Below are 24,786 nucleotides of genomic sequence, written 5' to 3'. Positions count from 1 at the left end.
CGTTTCGGAGTCAGCCAATCTAGCCGACATTTATTGGGGTAGTAGTTCGCTGGGCTTGCCTGGGTATATGACGATGAGTTCGTCGCGTGCTCGCGTGGCGGCGACGTACAGCAAAGACCGTTCGCGCTGTAGTGCGTCGTCCCGATCTCCTTCAGGTAGTGCATCGATTTGGTACTGCCGTGGCAGGTTGTCGGCTCCGACCCCCACGAGGATGACTTTGGTGAATTCCATGCCTTTGGATCTGTGCATGGTCATTACTTGTGGGGTGTTTTTGTTGCTGGAGGTATCGCGGTCGATGTAGGTGACGGTGACTCCGCGATCGCCGAGGGCGCGGGGGAGTGTTTCGCCTTCCTTTCGGGTGGGGACGAGTAGCCCAATGCTGTCGGGCGCTGCGCCTTCCTGAGTCCATTGGTTGACGAGCTTGGCGACGATGTCGTATTCGTCGCTGAGCGAATCCGCGGCGATGATGTGCGGTGTCGGTCCTCGGCGGGCGGAACGATATGTGGTGGTGTTTTCGGTTTCGTTGGCGAGGTCGGTGTAGTCGATACCGGTGAGGATCCCTAGGGCGTAGCGCAGGTTCTGTTCGGTCGTGCGGTAGTTGAGCGTGAGTCGGCGGGAACGGCCTCGGATGTTAATTCCGTAGTGGCTTAGGACGATCTTTTGTCCGTAGATGCGTTGGTGTGCGTCCTCTGCGAGGAACAGGTCGTTGGGTCCCTCGGCGACGAGGGCGCGGAGCAAGGTGAATCGGTTGGGACTGAGGTCTTGTGCTTCGTCGACGAGGACGTGGTCGGCGGGGTAGTCGCCGCGCAGGTGGAGCACCTTTGCGGCGATGGATGCCTTTTCTTCAAAGTCGGCTGTCCCGTCGGCTGCAGCGTTGGCCCGGTAGGTTTCGATGATGTCCCAGACGGCGTTGCGGTTTTTGCGGTTGAGTGCAACTCCACGTCCGGGGCGTCGCACTTTGAGGTATTCGGTGCGGGTCGTGACGTTGTGGGGGAGCACGATTGTGGCGTATTCGGCGCTAAGGAATGAGGGAGTGCGTAAGTGTTCTGGGAGGTCGCTGTGTACTGCGGCGTTTGACCAGGCCTGAGGGCCGGTGGGGGTGGTGATGTGTGCGGTTCGTGGGCCGAGGACTTCGGCGACAGCTCCAGGCGCGGTGTCGCCGGTGAGTGTGGGTTTGTTGGTGGTGATGATGCGGTGGGCAATGGCGTCCACACCAGCGATGTAGATGCCGGGTTGGCCGATGTCGGTGGCCTGGGGCAGGTGGGGGTCGAGGATTTCGAGTTGGGTTTTAAGCCCCTCGGCGAGGGTGGTGTTGTATGTGGTGAGGACGATTCGGGCTTGGGGGTTTTGGCGGTGTAGGTGCCGTGCACGGTGGAGAAGGACGACGGTTTTTCCGGTTCCTGCGCCCCCTGTGAGCCGGAAGGATCCGTTGTAGTTGCGTGTGGTGTAGGCGCGTTGTTCGGGGTGGAGGAAGATGCGCCATGCTGCGAAGTCTGGGTTTTCGATGGCGGTTCGTAGTGCGTCGTTATCTTCGATGAACGCGAATTCCATTTGGGCGGCGGGGTGCCGGAGCGCTTGGAGGACGGCGTCGTCGTTGTCGTCGTCGACGGTGGGGTTTTCGGTGAGTGCGTATTTGTCCCGTACGACGGCGAGGGATTCGCCGGTGTAGATGTCGAGCAGCGCATTGCCTTGCCATGTTGCTGGTGCTGTAGCTGCATATTCCAGGATTGCGTCAGCACCGGTGATGTCGAGTGCCCCTTCGGCGAAGGCGGGGTCGATGCCGAGTTCGGTGAGGTCTTCGGTGGTGAACTCTCTGGTTCGGAGTGCTTTTTCTGAAGGTTCTGCAGGGTGCGCTGGTGCGGGATGTGGCGCGGTCTCAACCCTCTGCTCGCTCTGCGGTGCGTGTGTCTCTTCGGGTTGGTGTACGGGTGGGGATTCGATAGGGATGAGTTCGGCTACACCATTGCGAGGGTTGATGCGTACACGCGATTTTTGGGCGATGCTGATGGCTTCATCGTGGGGGAAGGTTCCGATAAAGACGTAGGAGGCGTCTTGTTGGGTGCCTTGAAGTTTGAACAACACTGCGCGATTGGAAAGATCGACTCGTCCGGTGCGGGCACGTTTGTCCACGGAGTTGTTGATCGGTTCGATGTGCAAGCCGGGCGTGGTGTCGTCGCTTGCGAGCTTCATGAGGAAGTTGTAAGTGGCTTTGTAGAGACTTCCGTCGATTTTTTCGAGACCGGGCCCCATGATGATCTGCGGCATTTATGCCCGTCCTTCCTGTAGCGCGGCCTTTAGCGCGGTGATGTTTGCGGCACAGACTACCCAGCCTGCCTGGGTAAATTCGTCACGTTCGGTGTTGTCGACGTCGGTGTCGAGGAGCACTTTGAGTTCGGGCCATGAGATTTCGACGGGAATACCGTTGATTTCTTCGCCGATTGAGGGCACCGGTATGCCATGGTCGGCGAAGGTTTTGATGAGAGCTTTTTCGGCGTCGCTTGTAACTTCGTCGTAGGCTTCTTGCCACTCGTCGCTGAGCCCCACGGCGACTGGTTCCAAACGGATCAATTCTTGGTCGAATATGGGGGCGCCAGCGGCGGAGGCGAGGTGCTTGCGGGTGGTGATTTCTGACGGTACGGGCCGGAAGTTCAGTAGGTTTGCCCAGCGTAGCCATTCGCGCCAGGCAAGTTTGGAGTCGAGTGTCAGCGCTGTGTCGTCATCGTCGAAAATGACAGCGACCTCAGTGGGCATACGGGATGAGCTGGGCATGCGAATGGCGGTGGCGAAACCGCTGTTGTGCCACACGAAGGTTTCACCCTGAGCGGAGGGCTCGAGTGAGTTGTTGAGCGCAGCGAGTGCCAGTGCTGCGGTGTTGCCGCCGGTTGCGCGGACCCCCGTTTTACTGGTGCTGACGAGGCTGATCATAGGTAGCCAGTCTGCGAGTTGGGCGCGGGATTGTTTGGTTGGGTTTTGCACCCATGCGACGAGGAGGTCGACTGCGTTGCGGAATGCGAGGTCGATAGCGCTTTTGGAGAGTCGATCACCGGCGAGTTGCAACACTTTGCGTATTGCTTCGGTGTGCAACGCAGGTGATTCCGGTTGTGTCCCTTCGACGTCTTCGTGGGTCACAGCGACCACCTGGTAGCCGCCATCGCGCAAGTTGCGACGTTTTTCGGCGTCGTCGGCGACACGGTTGTGCGTGGGGCTTGCGTGGTAGGCCCACCCGTCGGTGAAGATCGCAGTGGGTGGCACACCAGGGTTTCGGGAGGTGAGTACGAAGTCAGGTTTGCTGCCGAGAATGTTTTCTTGTGGTCGCAAGGTCCATCGGTTTGCTGAACCGAGTGCTATTTCCCATTCTTCACCGCGCTCGGTGGGTTTTGGGGTGATGGTGGCGCCGAGAGTTTCGAGGCGTTCTTTGAACACCACGCGGAAGCGCTTCTCCAGAGCAGATTCGGTGTCAGTCACGATGGGTTCCTCCTGTGTCACGGTCCACGGCATGGAGTCGGGAACGTCGATAGTGTCATCGAATTCGCGCCCGGTGAGCAGCCCGGCGAGGTGACGTTCGGCTGCGGCTCGGGAAGTCTTTTTCACCCCACCGACACCGGCGAACGGTAGCAGGCAGTTTTCACACGAAAGCTTTCCCTCGTCTTGGCAGGGGCAGTCTTTGACGATCTTCCATGCCCGGTGCAGTACGTCCCACACGATGTCGGGGTTAGCGAGTTCTGCGAGGTACCCAGTTCCACCTGGCACGACGTCGTGCAGCAATAGCGCCTCATGTGCGTCGGTGCTGTGTTTGGAAGGGTCGCGCACGGTGGTGATGTGGAGGTGATCTGGATCCCCGCCGATCCGTTCCCTCAGACCCAATAGCAGTGACGCGGCGAGTGAGGGCACCGCAAAGGAGTCGCCCATGGTGACCGAGAGCGGAAGACGGAGGAGTAGTCCTTCGGTGGTGAGTTTGCGGGCGAGTGCGAGGTTGACAACGGATTCATCTTGAGCTTCGCGTTGAGAACACCAGGGGCGGTGGTCGGAGCGTTTGTTGCGCCCGGTGGCGGTGTCGAGTTTGCCGCATTCGGAGCAGAGTCGAAAGAGGCTGGCGTCGGCTTTTTCCCCGGCGAGCGTGCGGGTTGACCCGCCTGCTGCTGTTTTCCCGAGGTTGAGCCAGCGAACCTCGAGGTTGCGCAAATGTTTGGCGCCAAATCCGAGGTCTTTGACGAACCAGTGTTTTGTCACGTTGGCGGGGTCGATGTCAGCGGCTGTGATGATGGTGAACCGTTCACGGCTGCGCTCGTCGGTACTGTCATCGATGGTGGCTTCTTCGCGGCGAATCACCGCTGACACATTTGTCAGCTCCACCACGGGTAGATGTTGGCTTGTGTCGGCGATGCCAGTGGAGTCACATCGTGGACAGGCGGTGGGTGCGTCGACTGAGTCTGCGGTGGGGAGTTCTTTGACGTATCCGCAGGCGGGGCAGCACGCCCATTTTCGTACTTCGTCGCCATCAGCGCCGAGGTCTACTGCGTCGATGGCGATGGCGAATCCGCTTGCGTAGAAGGTGGATCCGGGGGCGAAATCTCGCAACGCTTGGGCAGAGGCACGCGTCAACTCGAAAGAGGTTTGTTCGTATTCTTTGCTCGCTGGGTTGATCCAGTTCACCGACACGGCGAGAGTGACGATGTCGTCGAGCAAAGTGTAGTTGGGGAACAGGCCGAACGATTCGAGTGTGCTAATCCAGTAGTCGGAACGTAGTTCGCTGAGCTGTTTTTGAATCAGTTTGACGGTGGCTTCTGCGGTGCGCAGTTCGCGTTGGTCCTCGTCAACTGCTATAGGAGAGTGTGCCTTCTCTCGAAGTTCGGGGAGTTTTTTGTGCACCGCTTGTTGACGGTGCATGAATGTTTCGATGCGGTGATTCCAGGTGGCGCTGGCGCGGTGGCACCGGCGGGCCAGTTCGCTTGTGCCGCTACCGCCTGGAGGCTGCGGGAATGCCCGCAATCGGCTGATCACTTCCTCATCGAGGTTGGTGAAACCAGCAAGGAACGCGTCGACAAGTTCCTCAGGCCGACCTTCAGCCTCGTCGATCAGTGCTCCAAGGAATGTTCCTTTCCCTGTGCTTCGCAACGCTTCTGGCGAGTTCTTTGGGTGGGGAACATCGGGCCGACGGGCCAACACATCTACGACTGATGCGGTGAATTGTCGGGTAAGGATTTCTTCCGCATCAAGGTACGTGGCCGGCGGGCGGACAGAACCATTGATGGTGGTGTGGGGGTGAGTAAATCGTGGAAGCTGATCACCGCGGGCGGTGACGTATGCGAGAGCAAGCGCATTACCAGTGAGGCGTCCCGCCCTGCCGATCCGCTGCAAGTAGGAGGCAACGGTGCGTGGCAGGGATGACAACATCACCGCAGATAGGTCACCGATATCAATGCCCATTTCCAGGGTGGGTGTGGCAACAAGAACATTGGGGGCGTTGGGGGGCGGATTTGTTTGCTTGAACTGGGTTTCGTATTCCAGCCGCACGCGGTCAGGTAGAAGGCTGGTGTGTTCCCGCGCCACTACCCGGCGCACGTCGGTGGCGGCGTACATGGCACGGTAGAAGTTGTCATCAATGACGTGATGCTGCAATTCTCCGTCACAGCGGGCCACCAAACACGGTGATCCAGTGAGCTCCCGAATGACGTCCGGGGAGCTGTGCACGGTATCGCGGCAGATCGAACAAATCAGGCTCACGGCCCCGCCGGTAAGTTCTTTGGCGGTGACGGGGCGGGCGACGATGCTGGTGGCGGGAATGTGAAAGGTTTGAGTTCCTGCTGGAGACGTGATGTCGCCGAGCACGTCGCGGCGCGCCAGGGTGGTGAAGAGCAACCGGGCAAGAACTGCGCCCTGCTGCGGCGGCACCCCTAGTGTTTTGGCAGTCCATTGGGCGTACCAACCGCGTGCGGACGCGATGGGCTCGAGGTCAGTGCCACGCGCTGCCCCACCGAGCGTGGGGAATGTTGGTGCGCTCTGACCTTTTCCGAAGCCGGGCATGCCTTGGCTTCGGTGGCGGCCACCGGTAATCCACCACCTATTGCCGTCGTCTTTACGGAACTTGTCGAACCACTCGTGTTCAACAGCTCCGCGGGCCCGCATGTGCAGCAAAATGCCGCGACACCAAGCGAGCAGGGCGGTGTCATCGAACCCGTCAGTGGTGAGTTGCACGTCGGGAGCCTCGACCACTTCACGTGCGCTGGAGCGCAGCACCGAGGTGGGTACATTGACGTAGGCGGTGACGGTGCCGGTGCGTTCGAGGGTGCGGCCCACTGCGGATCGCAAACCAAATTCGAGTGCAATATCAAGCAGCAGTCGTTTACGCACAGCGTTGCGGATACCAATCGGAACCTTGCGCAACTTGGGACTCGTCCAGAAGGTTTCGAACGTGTCCCGCTCAGCAAGTTCGGGCGGCAACAGTCGGTAGCGTGCACCCATATCGTCACCGGCGAGTTCGATCATTCTGTGCGCCAGCGAATCGAGGTCAGACTCACCTTCGTCGAGCGCCTGCCGTAGCAGTGTGCGCAACGTCAAGGCATGAGACCGGGATTGCACAAAACCAGCCCGATGCGCCGCATCCTGCACACTGTCGGTGAACACCAATGCCCGCTTTTCTGCGGGATCCAAATCAGGGGTACCAAACAGAGTTGAGAGGGACACAGACAGCATCGTCGCAATGGCCGAGCCGAGGAACCGAATACCTTCCGGCTGGCGACAAGACGGGCAGGTGTCGCGCTTCGAATCAGCGCCCGCCGTATCGGATTTGTGTACCAGCACAGGCAGCGCGCCGCCTTCAGCGACAACACCTTCGTTGGGTCGGGTGAACTCAACCCGTTGTTCATTCACGAGTAGCCACGCCAACCCAGATGCTGCATCTTTTGTGTCGACAAGCTCATCAGTTTTGTCAGCTTCTGCGGGTGCGTGGATGAGTGCGCGGAACCGGTCATCCTTGCGGGCCGCACGGCGACGGATAGTGTCTGGATCCCCGTCCAGGTCAGCTCCAGTGGGGGCCAGTACTACACCCCAACCGGACCTGTTGCAGTGGCGGCAATACACCGCTGGCAAGTATTGGGCGGATGATCCCTCGGTGTCGGGAATACCGTCATCGCCCCACAGAAACTCGGGTGCACCTGATGCGGTTCGGTTGATGCGGGTGAGTTCCCGAATCCACAAATGCACATCCACCGATACCGCGCCGCGACCAAATTTGGCTCTGATGTGGCTGAGGGCGGTGAACATGGCGCCGAGGACGGTGCGCCGTTGATGATCGGTGACAGAGGAGGCGCGGCCGAGTGTGCGGCGGAGGCCACCATCCTCCGGTTCCAGAACGGCAAGCAAATCGGTGATGTCCACGGCGATCGTGGTGAGGGAGATCAGCTCCCGGAACTTGGTATGTGACTTCACCAGATCAAGGGCGAGTTCTGTGGTTTTGTCGAGACTTTCCTCGAGGGCAGTACCGCTTCCGCCGTCGTATAACGCGCGTAGCACGAGGTAGGTGATTCTGTGCGGGTCGGTTTCACCGCTGACGGCGGTCGCGAGGCGACCCATACGCGCTGAATCGAGTGTTGCTTCGCGCCACTTCGCCGACTTCGCCCGTATTTCGGCATCACCAACCCACTCGCTCACTGCGAGGCGTGATTCGGTGACCACAGCGTCTGGGGTGAAGGGTTCACCGAATACGGTGTGGGCGAACTCCAACATGTCCGACGGATCACCACCATCACCCAATGTTGCGGAGGTAGCGACAGGGGTGATGCGGCCGAGCGGGCGGTCCCAATCCTCGGGGGTAACTTCGGGGTCGTCTGCGTTCCAATGGCTTTTGATTGTGAGCCCAAGGCGGCGAAGCAGCATGGACACATCGGTGCCCTGTGCGCCGTCGTAAGTGTGAAACTCATCGAGCACCAGGTACTGCAAACTGTGGGCGCTTTGCCGCCAAATACCGGCATCGGCAGCGCGCAGCAATAGCTGGTCGAGCATTTTGTAGTTGGTCAGCAGAATGTCGGGCGCCAAGTCACGAATGACATTCCGGTCGGTGACTAGGCCTTCCTCGGTGACTTTGGTGCGCTGCGCCCCAGCCTCACCTGTGTACAGCGCTGCGGTAATACCGGAGAGAGCAGTGTGTTCAGTGATGATGCGGGCCAGCCGCAAAGCTTGATCATTGGCGAGGGCATTCATCGGGTAAAGGATGATCGCCTTAGTGCCAGTGACGCCTTCACGCTTGGAGCGCTGCACGTGGTCGAGAATGGGATACAGAAACGCCTCAGTCTTACCGGACCCAGTACCGGTGGTAACCAATGTTGGAAGGGGACGTGACTTTGCTTCAGACAAATTAAAGGTGCTCAGGCGTGAAAAAGCAGCCGCCTGATGCCCGTACGGGGTGAAGCCCTCATACCACTCAAGACTGTCCCGCCATCCCTCCTCAGCAGGACGAAAAGGCAACCTCAAACGCACATACGGGCCACGGAACATACCTGTTTCACGGTGCTGCAAAAAATCATCCAGCACACGGCGGGCATCCGGATCAGCTAGCGCGAATGTAGTGCCGAGGTATTCGAGCAAACTGTGTTTGATCGACTCCGCCTGCGCAAGGGGGAGGAGTTCCGACATCGCCTACTCCGACTTCTTTGCGGCCAGGCGACGCTCGAACTCGGCGTAGGCAACTCGCATGTCGGCTTCACGGTCGAGGAACTGGAACGGCAATTCATAGATGTAGGTGTTACCGGCTTCGTTTGTGATTGTGCGTTCATCCGCTGTTAGGGCACCGTGCCTACTTCGCCAAACAGAATGCAGATCCTGTGGAACTAATCGGCCATTGATGTCATATAAGTAAGATCTTCGGTCACTTTGATACAAAACTGGAAAGAGGGTTTTATACAGAGTGCATAGCTCGTCGACATTCAAACCCAGGGCTAGAGCAACGAGAACATCGATTTCAAGAATGGCCTGTCGGCGATCTGCAGCGATGTGAAGTGGTGTGTGGTGAGTCCAATCGGAACCGACCTGACCTACAGGGCAACGTCTCTTGTGGTTCAGCCCACTTGCCCAATCGTCGTCTGCCATTTCACTTCTAAAGCATTCATTCCACAGGTCTGCATAGGCGAAACCTGTGGATGAAAGCCTCAGAACCCTCAGGATTAGCAGATTTCTAATTGTTGGATCGTCTGCGAGTGGGAGACGATTCACTGTTGCTTCACGAATTGTAGATTTCGGCACGGATCTTACAGAAAAATCAGCGACCATAGACATCAGGGATGCCGCGGCTACACACAAATCCCGCAAAGGAATTCCAGGGATCCCAAGAGTTGTCACGGTGTCGAGATGGCCACAACCAGGAGGGATTATTGCGGGCTTCAGAGTCCGTTCGCCGGTGTTGTCGGTCATTGTTCGCCACGCTATTCGATAGAAACTCCGGGTTGGTTCCGAATGGCTGCGGCCAGATTCATCATTGTAATGCCAATTGGTATCAGAACTAATGTACCGTGACGCGCTACAAGTACGCTTATAGATAGTAATTGGAGGCGAATCTGGTCTAGTGTCCTCGGGATCGAGGGCGAACCAATCATCTTTGTTCCTCATGCTGACGCGAGGGGCCTTGAAGAACGTTGTGCCAACGTGTAGATGGGAGCCGTGCAAAAGCGCTTCTCCCCAACTTGCAGCGGGTCCCCAAGAAATATCAATAAGCCCAGATTGTTTGCTTTTCTTGGCATTTAAACCTCCGCAATATTGAGGTTTAAGGTAATTGATTCTCGTAGCGTTGGCGATATGGCTTAAAATTTTTGTTGCACTTTTGTTTACTGCAAACACCATCCTTGTGCTTTCCGGTGGGTTGCTTAAGTCTGCGTCAACCATTTTTCGCCAAATATCCAGTGTTTCCCGCGAAACATGCAAAATTCTGTCACGATGAGGTTTGACATCCCATTTATCAGATGAATCTTTAATTCCAGGCTCGGGCCCTGAGCCGTCGTGTATTAATGAATTAGTGACCGTATTTGGATGGTACAAAGATGCCGCTGAAAGGAAGTTGATTGGTTTCTCGCTCCCATAAATATTTATGCTATATGTCTTGTGATCTTTGATGTCAAATAGTCCTAATTTGTTAATAAACTGCCAAAGTCGCCGTAGGCGTGAGTATGTAAATCTACGTAATAGTTCCGCTTTTTCATCCGTTAAGTGACTTACAGGGTGAATGAGCGAAGAGACTCCCGCGAGCGATTGATGTTTCCAAGAAAGTTCCATGAAACATCGATAAAGATCAGGTTGGAGCCCTTTTTGGCACGGGTAGTTTCGCTCGTCTCCAGCGAAGGCGGACATTGCGGTCGTTTCGGCTAAGCTAGTAATCACGAAGGATCGGAAAGTTGGTCGCGAAAGTACCCCCTCCGTTCTATCAATTACCTTCTGCTGACTCTGGAGATTCGCTAATTTGAACCACGGATCTTCCTCAGCGAGCAGAGAGTCAAGATCGATTCGCGGCCGCACCCACGGTGGGTTTCCCACCTGCAGATCGAAACCGCCTTGGGCGAATAGGGGTGCGAAGTCGAGTTCCCAGTGGAAGAACCCTTGGTCGGCGGCGACTCGTTCGCACACCGTGAGCCACGGGTGCGCCTCGACTACAGTCGCGGGGTCGATGGCTCCTGAATATCCAAGGTCGGTTTCTTCCGCGGCGCCCAGCTCATCCCAGGTGTCGATCTGCCCGAAGGTGAGTTGCGCTTCGTGACCGCGCCTTACTTTGCCTTCCACGCCGAGGAGTTTCTGCAGCGCATCAATCCATTCCTGCAACGACGGTGGGCTGACGACTTCACCAGCAACAGTGGCGGTCTCGTCCGTTAAGGGCCAGAACCATAGTGCGCACCACGCATCCATCACGCGCCGCAACCGCTGGTACGCACCACGCGGATCAGCGAGTGATTCTTCGATTTGCTCGCGGGTCACCGCACCACCCGTCGGTAGGTCGTCGCAACCCCACACATCGATCTGTCGGCGGATTTCGGATTCGGCGATCTGCAACCGGCGTAGCGCCAACGCCCACAAGCGGTCGGTGCGGCGGGCAAGCACGGCCAATGCGGTGAGCTGCGGGTTGGTGGGTTTCGGACGAAGCGAGCTCCGCCACTTCTTTAGTCGCGTCAGCGCCTCGGGTGCTAGTTCTTTGGCTTCCTTGGCGTCGACGGTGCTGCCCCACCCGTCAGTGGGAAGGAGGAAGTGGTGCACCGCGCCGCTGAGCTCTTCGCCGAGGGTGCTGATCGGCTTGTCGACTGGGGTGGCGGTAAGCCAACCTTTGTCCTTCAGAGATCGAGCCGGTATGAGACTGCGTCGTGCGCCGACGAGGGAGTTGCCGCGTCGTAGGTGCAAACCAAACCACGGGGCGAGCAGTCCTTCACCCATAGTGGCGAGCCACAACGAAATTTCCGCGAACTCCACTGCGGTGGCATTCAGGTCGACCCCGTACACCTGGTGTAGCGCAATATACGCTTTCACTTTTTGCAGTTCGGTGGAGTATCGGTCGGGGTCGATGCGTTCGCCGAGTTCTTCCTGCCTGCGGGTGAGGTACTGCTCAGCGAGTTGCTGCACTGCCTCGACGGCGAACGCCCCGGACCCAAGGGCGGGTTCACACACCGTCAGGTCGAGGATGTCCCGTGCGGGTGTGCGCTCATCGTTCTGATCGAGTAGTTCTTCGAGGGCTTGCCCCACAACGAATCGGGTGAGCACTTCGGGGGAGTAGTACGACGCGGACTGTTGCCGCTCGCGTCCTGCGAGACGGTAGACGAAGGTGCCGCGCTCGTGCACTACAGGGCGTAGTTCACCGGTGATGTCGTCGCGTGATTTGACGAAGTCGCTTTCCGAGATCCCTTCGATTCGTGTCGCTGGTACCACCCAGGAGCCTTTGCTGGCGTCGCCGCCTTTCGCCACCTCATACAGGTCTTCTTCAGCGAAGAAACCTGTGTAGGACATCAAGCCCTCGTAGACCGCACCTAGCTGGTTGATGCCGAGTTGTGCGTAGGAGATGAATCCGCGGTCTCGGCCTTTGACCTGTTTGCTCAGCAGTAAGTGTCGCAACACTTGCTGCAATGCGGCGTTACTGAGTTGGGTGTCGTCAATGAGTTTGGTCGCTTTGGATAGGAAAAGGTCGGCGCGCAGTGACCGGAACGTGAGGCCCTCGACGGTGGCGCCTTCGTCGTCATAGTTGTCTGCTCCGCTGTCGTGGCCTTTGTCGACGAGCCGGAACAGGGTGGCGAGTGAGTCGTAAATATGGGTGCCGCCGCGTGCACGCGGGCTGGCGAGTTCCACAAGTGTGAGTTCACGCAACCGGTCGAGGCTGTAGCCGCGTTCATAGTTGGGTTCCCCGATAGGAAGTACTCCGAGTTCCGGGGAAGCTTCTGCGTAGAGGAGGAACAGAATGCGGTACAGGAACCGTAGGGATTGCTTTGCGAGCGGCTGGGCCTCGCTGGACGGGAGTGGTGGGAGGCCATGTTCGCGGCGGCGTGTGACAACGTCGTTGGCGATGATTTCGATCGACAGGCGCACACCCTCACGCAAATCTTGCGAGACACCGACGGTGTGTTTGATGGATTCGGCGATCACCTCAGCCCACCAGATATCGCCTTCCGCGTCGGGGGCGAGGGATTCGGAGGAGATGCAACTGAGCGCGCGGTCTATTTCTCCGCCACGTTTATCCTCGGCGCGTTCCCCAACGAGTTGCAGGTCGACGGCAAGGTAGCGGCCCTCCAACCAGCGTTCCCGTTCGGTCACCATTGCTAACCCGCCGGAGAGAACGAGCGCGAATTGTGGTCCGTCATCTGAAACAAACAGGTGGGAGAGAAGTGCTGCAACCGAGTGGATTTCGTCATCCTCGGTGTGGAAGCTGCGTAGCAGGGTTTTCTCGTCCTTGGCGAGCAAGTTTTCCAACGTCAATCCCGCGTGCGCTTCGATGATCACTAGGGGAGCGTTGCTGGTGAGTCCTCGAGTGCGCACAGTGATCGCGGGACCCTCGTGGGTGCCCGAGGCTCCTATCCTGGCGGTGTCCCACCGCACTGTGTCGTCAAACCCGAGAATTGTGCGCAGACGGGCGTAGAGGGCCGTGAGGACGTCGTCGCCCGCGTTCTCGGACAAGCTAATGAAACGGCGCGTGAGGTCGCTGCGCTGCTCTGTGTAGCGGCTTCGCGGTGTCGACAGGTCATCTTTCTTTGCGTCGTCCCACTCTTTTCGTCGACTGAGGACCATGGCTTGAAACGACTGCGACTTGGCGTCGGTCGTGAAGTAGTGCTCACTGATGAAGTCTTCACCGACAATGAGGGCGTCTGATGCTTCCATGAGTTACGCTCCCGCCGCGTGAAAGTTTTGAGGCACAACCACAATGAGGGGTCGGTTGAGGCGACGATCTGGGTTCATTGCTTGTGCGAGTTCCTGTTCTTCCGAGATGCGCCTTGTTCGTTCCTGTAGATCTTTGCGTTTGACCAGCGCGTCGGCTTCTCGCATCCATCGCCTCGACCGGTGCAGCCACTCGTCGACGCGCTCCTGGGTTTCCTGACGGATCGCGTCGGCCTGCTGATCGGCTGCGGAATCAGCTGCCTGCACTGCGGCTGAAACGAGATTTCGCAACGTGTTTACATCCTTGAGGTTGCCGGGGTTCACGTCTGATAAACCAAGTGCTGCCACAGCGGAGGCTGCTGATGAGTGCGGCATCGCGAAACGCCCCGAAGGGTTTTGGGGATCAGGAAAAACCACCGTGTAGTAAGACGCTGCCACTACCTGCCCACGTGTATTCGTGTGCGTCACTTGTGTAAGCACCGTAACCATGTCTACGTCGCCGCGCACCGCGAAGATCTGGTTGCGACCTAACTCAGCCAGCGCCCGGTCGGCAGCCCAATCGATGATTGGATGGAGCGGCGCCAAATAGTGAGCCTCCGGCCATGTCGACGTGGACTGTCCACTTCGAGCTTGTTTCAACTCCTCCTCGCCGCGAAGCCGCGTCAGGGCGAGTTTGTATGTTTCGGTCACTTTCCTGTCCCTCAAATAGGACTGGGGCAGCACTTCGAGGCGTTGACGAAGATCGTGCGGCGGCACCAGGCTGGCAATGGATTGCCGCTCGTGAACCTTCCAGCTCACCCCATTCGGCGGTGGCAGGTGGGGGGTGATCTTAAACTCGTCGAGCGCATCAGCGAGAAACGCGAACTCCGTCGGGTACACACCAGCTGCCGATTCAGTAGCAAGATCGGGGGCTGACGGTTCGTCCTCGTCGAAGAAATCGCCACCGGCGAGCTCAGCGAAAAACGCGTCCAACCCGCCCGATTCGGTCACTTCCTGAACTGTGCGGACCACATCATCAAGCCGAGACTCCCCAGCCAAGACTTTCCGAACGGCTTCCTCTTCCGCCTTTACGTCATAGGTGCCCATCAGTGAGGCCGAGTCACCCAACGCGGTATGCGCCTCGTGCTCACGCTCCACCAGGCGTGTGAGCACCCGGATGTCACCACCAAAGCGTTCCGTGGACGGAACCAACAGCAACGTGGTGATTTCCGGGCGATGCTTTTGCCCATACCGGTCGATGCGACCGTTGCGCTGCTCAATTCGGATGAGGCTCCACGGAATGTCGTAGTGCACCAAGTGATGACACTGGGTGTGAAGGTTCACGCCCTCGGAGGCAACGTCACCAGTGACGAGCACACGGATGGCAGAAGACTCCAACTTGAATGACTCCACGATCTCCTGCTGGTCCTGATCACTCAACCCGCCGTGGAGCACCATCACCTGCCCGTCGCCAAGCTTCATATCCTTGCGGAGGGTCTCGGCCAACCAATCCAACGTGGCAACGCGTTCCGCGAACACCACCACGCGGCGATCGCTGTTTTTCGCAACACCGATCTTCTTCAGGTGGGCAAGCAGGGCCTCGTACTTCGCAGAGCGCTGCGCCAAAGCACTATTGGTGAGGTCTGCAAGTCGATCCAATGCCTGTCGCTCACGGTGTGTAGACGAATCAGACTTGTCGAGTCGTTTGCGGCGCTCATCAACTGACTGAGCTAGGGCCGCGGGGGATGACAAGAAGGCCTTGGCGAGAATCCACGGGAACAACGACTTGTTCTTCCCCGAGTACGGGTTCATGCCCGACTCCGGCCACAACCACGTGTGTTCAAGTTCGCGGGCAATCTCATCCTCAACAGCAGACGCTTCCACAGTGACGTTGCGGGGAGGTTGCCGTTCCGCCCAATCGGCACCTACCTCACTCGCCACATCTGGGTGATGACGGTGACGGCGAATCACCAGCTTCGCCACCTGCTTGAGGTCCAGCTCACCTTCGGGACTCACAGCGCTTGGGTCAAGCATCCGCACCAACTCAGCGAACGATTCCTTTTTGCCGTTGTGCGGAGTGGCCGATGCAAGGATCAAAGCATCCGTGCGCGAGGACAATAAACGTGCGAGACGATTGTTCTGCGAAGCTGTATTCGTGACGTTATGAGACTCGTCAATCACCACCGCATCCCAGCGCTGCTTCTGCAAATGCGCGATATACCGGTCACTCTTCAAAGTGTCGATCGAGATGATGACCCGCTTGTAGTACGTGAACGGGTTCCGGTTGGCCGGCAAAACCTGGCGAATACGCTGAATGCCGGTGCTATCAAGCCGCACAAACGGCAACGCAAACCGGGTCCACAACTCCATCTGCATCTGCTCAAGTACGTGCTTCGGCGTCACAATCAAAATACGATCACCACGACCACGCCTAACAAGCTCAGCCAAGATCATGCCGATCTCAAGGGTTTTTCCTAACCCCACCGCATCAGCCAGCAGAATGCGCGGTCGGAGCTTATCCGGATCCAGCGCCTGCCGAACCGCCTTGAACTGGTAATCCAAATGATTCGCTAAGCCACGGTGCGCCGTAGAAAGCGAAGGATCAGACACGGCAATTGGTGTCTTGCGAAGTATCGCCTCCAGCCACAAACGCGACCGGCGGAACTTCGGAGAATCGTCCGCCACCACATCGACATCAGTGGGATCTGACTCAACGATATCGTCGAGAGCCGTAGAGAAGGTTGCTGCTGTGTCGCGAACCAACTCAGACAAACCGATCACATGGACGAAAAATCCGTCCGTGGCGGGTTCGACAGCACTAACCAACCAGTCCTCATCCCGGACAACCACGACAGAACCAGGTGCAGCGGTGAACACTCTGGAATCCTGTTGTTGAGTATCGGATTTCAGCACCGTCACTGGTTGATCCCCCTGATCGTTTGCGTATACATGAACTCTACGATCCTAGTGGTAAGCAGGGTGAGCGAAGCCCAAGAACTGTTACGGGAAATAGGGATTCGTCAGAAATGTGTCATACCTCTCTGCCACTATCCCTCTAGGCTTTTACGAGTAAAGGGGATGCTGTGGCGATGGTACGTGGAGGGACGATCAATGAAGTTCGTCAGCGGCTTACAGATATCGATGCGGACTTACGCAAACAACTGGCAGCAGCCACTCTCGCGCTAGAGGTAAATCTTGACCCTGACCAGACTGAAGCGCTCTTCTACGATTTTGGCAGCACACTCGGCGCCTACATGCGCGTGCACAAGTACACGGCAACAGAAGTCGTCAAAAAGTTTCCAGGTGCCGCATTGGCCACCCTTGTTGGTCACGCCGCGACAGGCTATGGCAAAAATGCATACTGGGATGAGTACTTCGACAAACTTGGCCTGAAACGCGCCCAGGCAATCGAAAATGACCTACGACAAGCGATTCCGAAGCTCATCAAAGGTTTCAAACTCGATCAGTTCCCGGAGATCAGGCGGCCTGTTGACAAAGTGTCGATGCAAGCGGGCATCCCCAACTATTGCTTGGCTGACCTCGTAAATTTGATTGTTGAGCATTTGTACCGTGGCGGTGAAGAAAGTGGTGCCGCCCTGGTTGATTGGTTGCTCGATAAACACCGCGAGTCCAGGTTGGGGCGACTCGACGTTCCTGCACAAAACTTCATTCTGTACGGCGGCAGCATTGCCATTGACATTGTGGACCGCATTGTTGCCCTGGTTGTGGAGCGCATTGAGGCGTCCGACAACTGGAACGATCGCGTCGAGGCTTTGGCGGACAACTCGGGGCTACCACCCATGATGTTCCGAGGTATTGCGGAAATCCTGTCTGATTTAGAAGTTTCGCGCACTTCGCAGAGATCAACGAGGACTGGCAGTGCCGCCCTTCGTGCGCCACGCATCAAGTTCAATGTGGCTGAGAATTCGATTCAGCTTGTTTTGCCCGCGCCGCCCGACAACAGCGACACACCCTGGGTGGTGTCCTTAGATGGCGACACAACGGAAGTGGCCGTCGAGGCTGACTGGTTCGGACTCGACACAGATAGCGCGTTCGAAACTGTGGACATTTTGTCGCCGGTTCGTCGCGTAACGGCGGAGCACGAAACACTCGAACGGACATTTGGGTGGGTGTTCGTCGACAGTAATGATCCGCTGGTGGTGTTCTCAGCGGGAGGACACTTGATCGGACCACACCAGCCGCTCCCTACAACCCAGTTCTACGCCGTTCTACCCAAAGCCGCTGAACTTGTGGATGCGCGGACTCAGCAACCATTGAGCGGTTGTACCGATATAGGTTCGCCTGTTGGTTGGGCCGGATGGTCACTGATTCTGGTGAGCATCGAGCAGGGTGAAGCCTTGGCGTTAAGGTACAACGGAAAGTTCGGTTCAACTCGAGCAGTGCAGCAAACCGCGGTACCGGACATTCGGGATGGAAGTGTAATCCGCGGACTGCTAACAGTCGGCAAAGCCACAGTTTATGGCGAACGTCCAGTCGTCGGGCTTCCACCGACACCGTCATCTGTGACCACCCAGTGGAAAGTCATGAGCCGCCGAGCCCGCACCGACAACTGGAACACCGTGGTCTATGACGCGACCGATGACTATGCAGCCGCAGACATCTTCGAAACACAAGAACCTCTCGTCGGAACATTCGATATCGCAATCCACGGTCCGCTTGGCTCAAACTTGCGCAGAACAATCAACCTTGCCGAAGGCATCAGCATCGAGATGCCGGTAGAGATTCGCACACCACATGACAATGGTCTCACTCCGGTCAGCGTAGAGATTGAATCTGCGTCGTCATCGAATGTTCCTGTGCCAGCGACGATGAAGTTTCTGGCCGAGGACCTGTCACACCCACTTCGTATAGACCACCCTGACGGTTCAGACCGATTCGTAGTACGACCACCGCACCTCTCAATCCGCCTCGATCAACCTGGTAAACGTGCAACGTGGTCAGCATTGCCGCCAGTGATCAGCGCCGACGAGATCGCCAAAGGCGTACGAGTCCTTTCATTCCGTATCCCAACCTCCTTCGAGTACGAGTTCGACTGCTGGGTTGAATACCGCAATGCCGCGAAAGAAACGAAACAACAGGAGACGCCCGAGTATCGCGAACACAGCGACACATTCGACCTTCCTCTAGGCCGATTCTCTTCCACAGCGCACGCATACCCCAACGGGAACCTCATGGCTGTCGTGCGCACACCATACGGTGAAACCACGCTCCTGCCGCTAGTCCACGTTCGACCAGAAACGCTCTGCTCACGTATCACGCTAAAGGAGGGCACTCTTACATTCGAAAACCTCGCCGAGGTCGATGGCGCCACCGTCCAAATATGGACCGAAGCCGCACCTTGGCGTCACCCGCACACGGCCGCGCTACTAAAGTCCACCTACGATCTTCCCTCGGAACTTCGAAACTGCGGCCCGCTATGGGCGCGAGTTGTCATTGACGATCCGTGGATGCCGGTAGAAGCGCCAAGCACGCCACCCGAAGACGCCACTCGATTTGATCAACAAGGGTGGTTCACCGATACCGACGAAGTCCTCACCACATTGTCACAGGTCCTGATCGGCGAAGGCCGCCAACTAGTGGAATCGTCACCTCGGCCCGAGCTTTGGACAGCAATGCTTCATCGGGCATCCCAAACGAACGCCGTTGATAGCCAATGGTTCGTGTCGAAGATCGGTGGCCTTCTGCGGCGCGATCCCTACGCCGCCATCGAAGCCCTCAGCCGCAGCAACATCGATACCGAGAAACAACCGAAACTGCTTATTCGATCGGGCCTGGTATGCACCGCGCTGCCGGCAATCACCCAATCACGCAGATCCCTAGTAACACCGTGGGCTACCGCCATGCAGCTCATAGCTGAACTACGCACAACTCAAGTCCCCGACAGAAAGAAAGAAATCGTCTCAGAACTAGCAGAAATTGGTGGCGACACGCTACTGAATCTCCTGCGAGACGGAAACGCCTCAACGCTGAAACACGGAAGATTTGGCCCAAACACTGCGCACCTCCACAAGATGAGGCCAGAACAACTGAACATCGCATTTCAAGAAGCGAAGGTCGTACCAGGGGCGCTACTCGACATCGACACACGTACCGCCGACATAGGACAAGTATTTCCCCACCGCGAACAATGGGCTGAAAACCCCGCCTGCGCACGGCTCAACACAGAAACGACACGACTTCGAGTAACACTCAGATCCTTCAACACAATCCTCGGTGACATCACAGACGTGCGTGCAGGAGACTACGGAAACCTCAGCCTCTTCATGAACCCATGGGTGTGGATCCCACTAAACTCCCTCACACTGGCACTCGCGGCGCGACTCGAAGCGCACAATCAACTGCCCGCGGGGACGCTCAGCGACAAAACACTGCAAGATTGGGCTGAACTCGCCACCCTATGCCCCCAACTCACCCTCACCGACTTACTGACCGCAGAAGCGATCACCACTCACCTCGCCCACGGCGACCTTGTAGGAGCCACCCATGCATAACCGACTCGACCCGCTACGCACCAGCAGCGACATCGAAGGCGCCTACAAACGCTACATAAAAACACTGATCACCCCGCGCGAAGCCGATCTGGCAAAAGCGTTTGCAGCTGAGGTTAACTCCACAAAGCACCTCACCCGCGGCCCGATCCTTGAGCTAACACCTCCGTACGAACCGGGAAAATCGATCAGCGAACTCATCGAGGAAGGCGTACTACACAGTCAAGTAGCCAATCTCGACAGCGTGTCACTTCCGCTTGACCGACCGCTGTACAAGCACCAGGAACAAGCCATCCGAAAGGTAGTCGCTGGCCGCAACGTCGTCGTCACCACAGGCACTGGATCCGGTAAAACCGAAAGCTTCCTCATTCCGATCCTCAATTCGTTGCTCACCGAGCACGCCAACGGCCAACTTGGTCCAGGCGTGCGCGCACTCCTCCTCTACCCGATGAACGCACTCGCCAACGACCAAGTCAAGCGACTGCGAGCACTGCTAAGCGGAGTACCCGAAATAACTTTCGGGCGCTACACCGGCGAAACCAAACCAAAACGTGTAGACGCAGAACGGTATTTCAAGGCAACAAACCCAGGGCAGCCCATTCTGCCGAATGAGCTGCTGAGCCGAGAAGAAATGCGCGCCAATCCGCCGCACATCCTTCTCACCAACTACGCCATGCTTGAGTACCTGTTGCTTCGCCCCGATGACATGGACCTGTTCGAAGGGCAACACAGCGGATCATGGCGCTTCATCGCACTCGACGAAGCGCACGTTTACGACGGAGCACAAGGAGGCGAAGTGGGCCTCCTACTGCGTCGACTTCGTGACCGAGTTGCCCGCGGGCAAACCATGCAGTGCATCGCCACTTCCGCATCACTTGACGGTGCACCCCACGAAGTGATGCGATTCGCGCGCTCGTTGTTCGGAGAAAAATTCGAATACAACAAAAAAGATCCATCGCAACAAGACTTGGTGCTGCCCAGCCGAGTAGTGAGACGCTCCGCCTCAACCTGGGGAACCCTTGACGATCCGACGCTTTTTCAACTAGTCAACAACCCTGACCAACGCGCTGCTCAACTTCAGCAGCTGTCGGGCATCAGTCAACCCGACGAAGCACTGCACCAAGAAGAGTCCACCTCACAATTACGAGCACTGCTAGCCAAAGGGCCACAGTCCGTCGACGATATTTGTGAGGCACTCTGGCCAGGCGACCCCAATGGCACCTCCAGGCTCGAAGCCCTCGTGGAACTCGGCAGCGAAATCACCGATAACACAGGGGTACCCGTGATTTCGGCCCGATACCACATGTTCGTTCGCTCCACAGAAGGTGTGTTTTCTTGCTTCTCCGCCAGCGGTCCACACGTCCAACTAGGCCGTCACGAAATCTGCCCATCATGCGAAAAAGCATGCTTTGAGTTTGGTACCTGCGTGACATGCGGTGCTGTGTACCTTGCCGGTGACGTAGAAAAAAGAAGCGGCCGCCAACATTTCATTCCCACGAGCAAACCGGACGTGCAAGCAACCTGGTTGCTGCTATCTGACCACGATGACGTAGTCGACGACGATGACGCAACGCTTGACGCAGAAAGCGCCGACACGGCCACCGGCGAAGCATGGCTCTGCACCGGGTGCGGGTACCTGTCGCGGACACTAATCTCCAGCTGCCCAGTGCGCGACTGTAGTGACGGAACCATCCGCGGAGTCCGCAAGCACGACCACCGAAAACGAGAACTCCGCAGCTGCACCGCATGCGGGGGCAGCACCCCAGTTGGCCAGAAAATCCGCCGCCTACACCTCGGCCAAGACGCACCACTTTCTGTGCTAGCGACAGCGCTGTACCAAAACCTGCCGGTGAGCGACGGCGAAGCAGCCGACAATGTTGGTGGTGGCCGAAAGCTACTCATGTTCAGCGACTCCCGTCAGGCCGCAGCGTACGCAGCACCATATCTCGACAGCACATACCGGCAGCTACTTGAACGGCGCTACATAACGCAAACAATCGCCGACCCGCGATTCGAAGACGAAGAAATTTCCGTCGACTACCTAGCGCGGATGGTCGCCAAACGCGCCAGCACCCACGGACACTTCAGAGACGACGTGGTCGGCCCAGACCGTGTGAGCCAAGCGGCGACATGGGTAGCCAGTGAACTAGTCGCCACCGACGTGCGCAAATCCCTCGAAGGCGTTGGCATTCTGCGGACAACCCTCAAACGCCCAGAAGGCGTCAAACCACCACGACCACTCACAAATGCAGGACTTACCGAGGATCAAGCATGGGGTCTGCTCGAAGAGCTAGTGGACACGATGCGGCACCAAGGGGCGGTAACACTGCCAGACGATGTTGACCCCAAGGACGATCGCTTCGCACCCCGACTTGGCCCCATCTATCTGAGATACAACGGATCTGACGCAAAACGAAAAATCCTCAGCTGGTTGCCCACCAGGGGAACCAACAGGCGAATCAACTATCTCACCAGGGTCTTTAGTGCCATCAACTCGCCACTCGGCGCCAGGGAGACCCTAGAAAAGTGCTGGGAATTCATCCGAGCGCAAACCTCCTGGATCACAGACTCCCACCACCTCAGCGTCGGAGTGGTGAGTCAAGTCGACCACCGACAACTGCGCCTTGACAGTGGTCTCAGCTCCGTCTGGTACGAATGCAGTGCCTGTCGGCGAATCACCGCACGGTCCATTGCTGGAGTGTGCCCCGGGTTGGGCTGCGAAGGGAACCTAGAGTCGTTTACCCCACCAACCCAAGAAAATGACGAGAACCATTATCGCTACCTCTACCGGACCCTCAACCCGGCACCACTCAGTGCCAAAGAACATACGGCGCAGTGGACCTCTGAAGAAGCCGCCGAAATCCAAAACGATTTCGTTAAAGGTGTTCTCAACGTGCTGTCGTGCTCCACGACCTTCGAACTCGGCGTTGACGTAGGTGACCTCCAAGCCGTCGTCCTGCGCAACATGCCACCAAGGACCGCCAACTATGTGCAACGAGCGGGCCGTGCAGGACGACGCGCAGGTGCCGCCGCGCTGGTGTTGACATACGCGCAGCGCAGGTCTCACGACCTCACAAAGTTCGCCGACCCCATCAGCATGATCGCGGGAACCATGCGGGTGCCCTGGGTCCCCATCGAAAACGAACGAATTAGCAGGCGCCACGCCCACTCCGTGGCAATTTCAGCATTCTGGCGTCACGCAAAATCTGCCGACGGCTCGCTGTGGAAAACCTCGAGCGAATTCTTCGGCGACGGAAAAAACAAACCCTCAATCGTGAATGACCTGGAGGCGTATCTCACTCCGGTGCCAAACGAGATCACAACCGCACTCAATCAGATCCTGCCCGAACCTGTGAAGAACGAACTCGGCGTCGACACCCAAGCATGGGTGCCGAAACTTGTCGACCTGTTGCGCTGTGTCGAAGCGGAAGTTCAGGCAGACATCAGCGAGTTCAACAAAATGATCGACGAGGCAGCAGCAGCGCGCAGATTTGGAGCCGCACGACAACTTGAGCAAACCCTCAAAACAGTGGAGACGCGTCAGCTAATCGGCTACCTCGCAACAAAAAATGTGCTCCCCAAATACGGTTTCCCCGTGGATACCGTGGAACTCCGAACCCTCCATGCGGCAGATTCGACCGGCGCCAAACTCAAACTCGACCGCGACCTATCCCTGGCAATTTATGAATATGCACCAGGCAACGAAATCGTCGCAGGAGGAAAGCTATGGCGATCCCGCGGCGTGTACCGCGTCCCTGGCAAGGACTTAGTGAAGCATGAGTACCGGATTTGCGTGGAATGCGACCGGTTCGAATCCGCAATCAACCTGCCCGACGAACAAGGTGCATGTGAATGCGGCTCCACTAAACCGCGCACCAAACTGAGCTACATAGTGCCCGAGTTTGGCTTCGTGGCAGATAGGAAAACCGAATCTGTCGGCTCAGCCCCGCCAGAAACTCGTTGGCACGGATCCACGCACGTGCACGATCTTGGTGACGAAGTAGCGGACACACTTTGGCCGTCGCCGAACGGAACTGAAGTTCACATTCGCTCCGGAACACGGGCAACCATGGTGGCTATTTCGGAAGGCCCGGCAAAAGGCTTCTATGTGTGCGAATCGTGCGGATGGGCAGGCCCCAAAGGGCGGCAAGCGCCAAAAACCCACGAGCGACCAACCACCGGTGATTCATGCGGGCGAACCTCGCTGAGCCTCCGCTCATTGGGCCACGAATACCAAACGGACATCGCGGAGTTTACGTTCAGTTCCCTTGTGTTCGCGGCCGAGCACATCGACGACTGGTTGTCGGCGCTGTACGCGCTACTCGAAGGGGCCTCCGAGCACCTGGAAATCTCTCGCGACGACATCGACGCAACCCTGTCATGGAGCAAGAAAGGTCTCCGCAGCCTCGTGCTATTTGACACTGTTCCAGGTGGTGCAGGTGCCGCGAAAATGATCACCGAAAATTTCCAGGATGTGCTGTACAAGGCCTACCTACGGGTGAAAAACTGCGACTGCGGTGAAGAAACATCCTGCTACGGCTGTTTGCGGTCGCACCGCAACGCGCGACACCATGACCAACTCAGTCGCAGAGGTGCACTTCACCTCCTAGAGCTCATCGGTATTTCAGCCGCCGGAGTTCCAGTTTCCAGCCAGTGGCAAAGTCAACTCGAATACGTTGCCGAACGAGACCTCCGCGACTTGCTTCGACTGGTCGCCCAATCAGGTGTACCCGCACCCGAAGTGGGTGCCGAAGTGGGAGTGCGCAACGACATTTACTGGCCGATCGAAGCGCTGTGGAAGGACCGTGAGCTAGCAGTTGTCACCGACGAAGTAACTGATCGTGATGATTGGTTGAAACGAAACGGGTACACCGTCCTCCGTCACCCTCAGATGACGGCTGATGATCTTCTCGCCGCGTTGGCGCACACCCCGAAGTAAACTCCCACAACAACCGATGCCAAACACGAGAGG

Annotated in this window: 6 protein-coding genes; 2 read left to right on the top strand and 4 right to left on the bottom strand. The window is 57.6% G+C overall.

The window, feature by feature from the left end; all coding sequences use genetic code 11:
• Positions 1 to 30: 30 nt before the first annotated feature.
• The 4 genes from IEW73_RS14130 to IEW73_RS14115 are packed head-to-tail and all read right to left on the bottom strand — an operon-like array spanning position 31 to position 16,224.
• Positions 31 to 2,265: a 3'-5' exonuclease gene (locus IEW73_RS14130; RefSeq protein WP_188676409.1), complete on the bottom strand. Its 2,235-nt coding sequence runs from the start codon at positions 2,263 to 2,265 to the stop codon at positions 31 to 33.
• On the bottom strand, positions 2,266 to 8,631 hold the full coding sequence (locus tag IEW73_RS14125; RefSeq protein ID WP_188676406.1) for a DEAD/DEAH box helicase: 6,366 nt from the start codon (positions 8,629 to 8,631) through the stop codon (positions 2,266 to 2,268).
• Between the two features lie 3 nt (positions 8,632 to 8,634).
• Positions 8,635 to 13,329 carry a class I SAM-dependent DNA methyltransferase gene (locus IEW73_RS14120; RefSeq protein WP_188676403.1) on the bottom strand — a complete coding sequence of 1,565 codons (4,695 nt, stop codon included), beginning with the start codon at positions 13,327 to 13,329 and terminating at the stop codon, positions 8,635 to 8,637.
• Between the two features lie 3 nt (positions 13,330 to 13,332).
• Positions 13,333 to 16,224 carry a helicase-related protein gene (locus tag IEW73_RS14115; protein WP_229676016.1) on the bottom strand — a complete coding sequence of 964 codons (2,892 nt, stop codon included), beginning with the start codon at positions 16,222 to 16,224 and terminating at the stop codon, positions 13,333 to 13,335.
• Between the two features lie 164 nt (positions 16,225 to 16,388).
• Between IEW73_RS14115 and IEW73_RS14110 the strand changes: the two genes are divergently transcribed.
• Both IEW73_RS14110 and IEW73_RS14105 read left to right on the top strand, forming a co-directional pair.
• Positions 16,389 to 19,817, top strand: a complete 3,429-nt coding sequence (locus IEW73_RS14110; RefSeq protein WP_188676399.1) for a hypothetical protein — start codon at positions 16,389 to 16,391, stop codon at positions 19,815 to 19,817.
• Positions 19,810 to 24,753, top strand: a complete 4,944-nt coding sequence (locus IEW73_RS14105) for a DEAD/DEAH box helicase (RefSeq protein ID WP_188676397.1) — start codon at positions 19,810 to 19,812, stop codon at positions 24,751 to 24,753. Before IEW73_RS14110 ends, IEW73_RS14105 begins: the two co-directional genes overlap by 8 nt.
• Positions 24,754 to 24,786: the final 33 nt, after the last annotated feature.

This window comes from Hoyosella rhizosphaerae (assembly GCF_014643175.1).
Lineage (GTDB): Bacteria > Actinomycetota > Actinomycetes > Mycobacteriales > Mycobacteriaceae > Lolliginicoccus > Lolliginicoccus rhizosphaerae.
This window is presented reverse-complemented; position numbering and strand designations above follow the sequence as displayed.

Bases quoted from the DNA above. Each gene is read 5' to 3' on its own strand.
- IEW73_RS14130 (WP_188676409.1), bottom strand. From the start codon at position 2,265: ATGCCGCAGATCATCATGGGGCCCGGTCTCGAAAAAATCGACGGAAGT.
- IEW73_RS14125 (WP_188676406.1), bottom strand. From the start codon at position 8,631: ATGTCGGAACTCCTCCCCCTTGCGCAGGCGGAGTCGATCAAACACAGT.
- IEW73_RS14120 (WP_188676403.1), bottom strand. From the start codon at position 13,329: ATGGAAGCATCAGACGCCCTCATTGTCGGTGAAGACTTCATCAGTGAG.
- IEW73_RS14105 (WP_188676397.1), top strand. From the start codon at position 19,810: ATGCATAACCGACTCGACCCGCTACGCACCAGCAGCGACATCGAAGGC.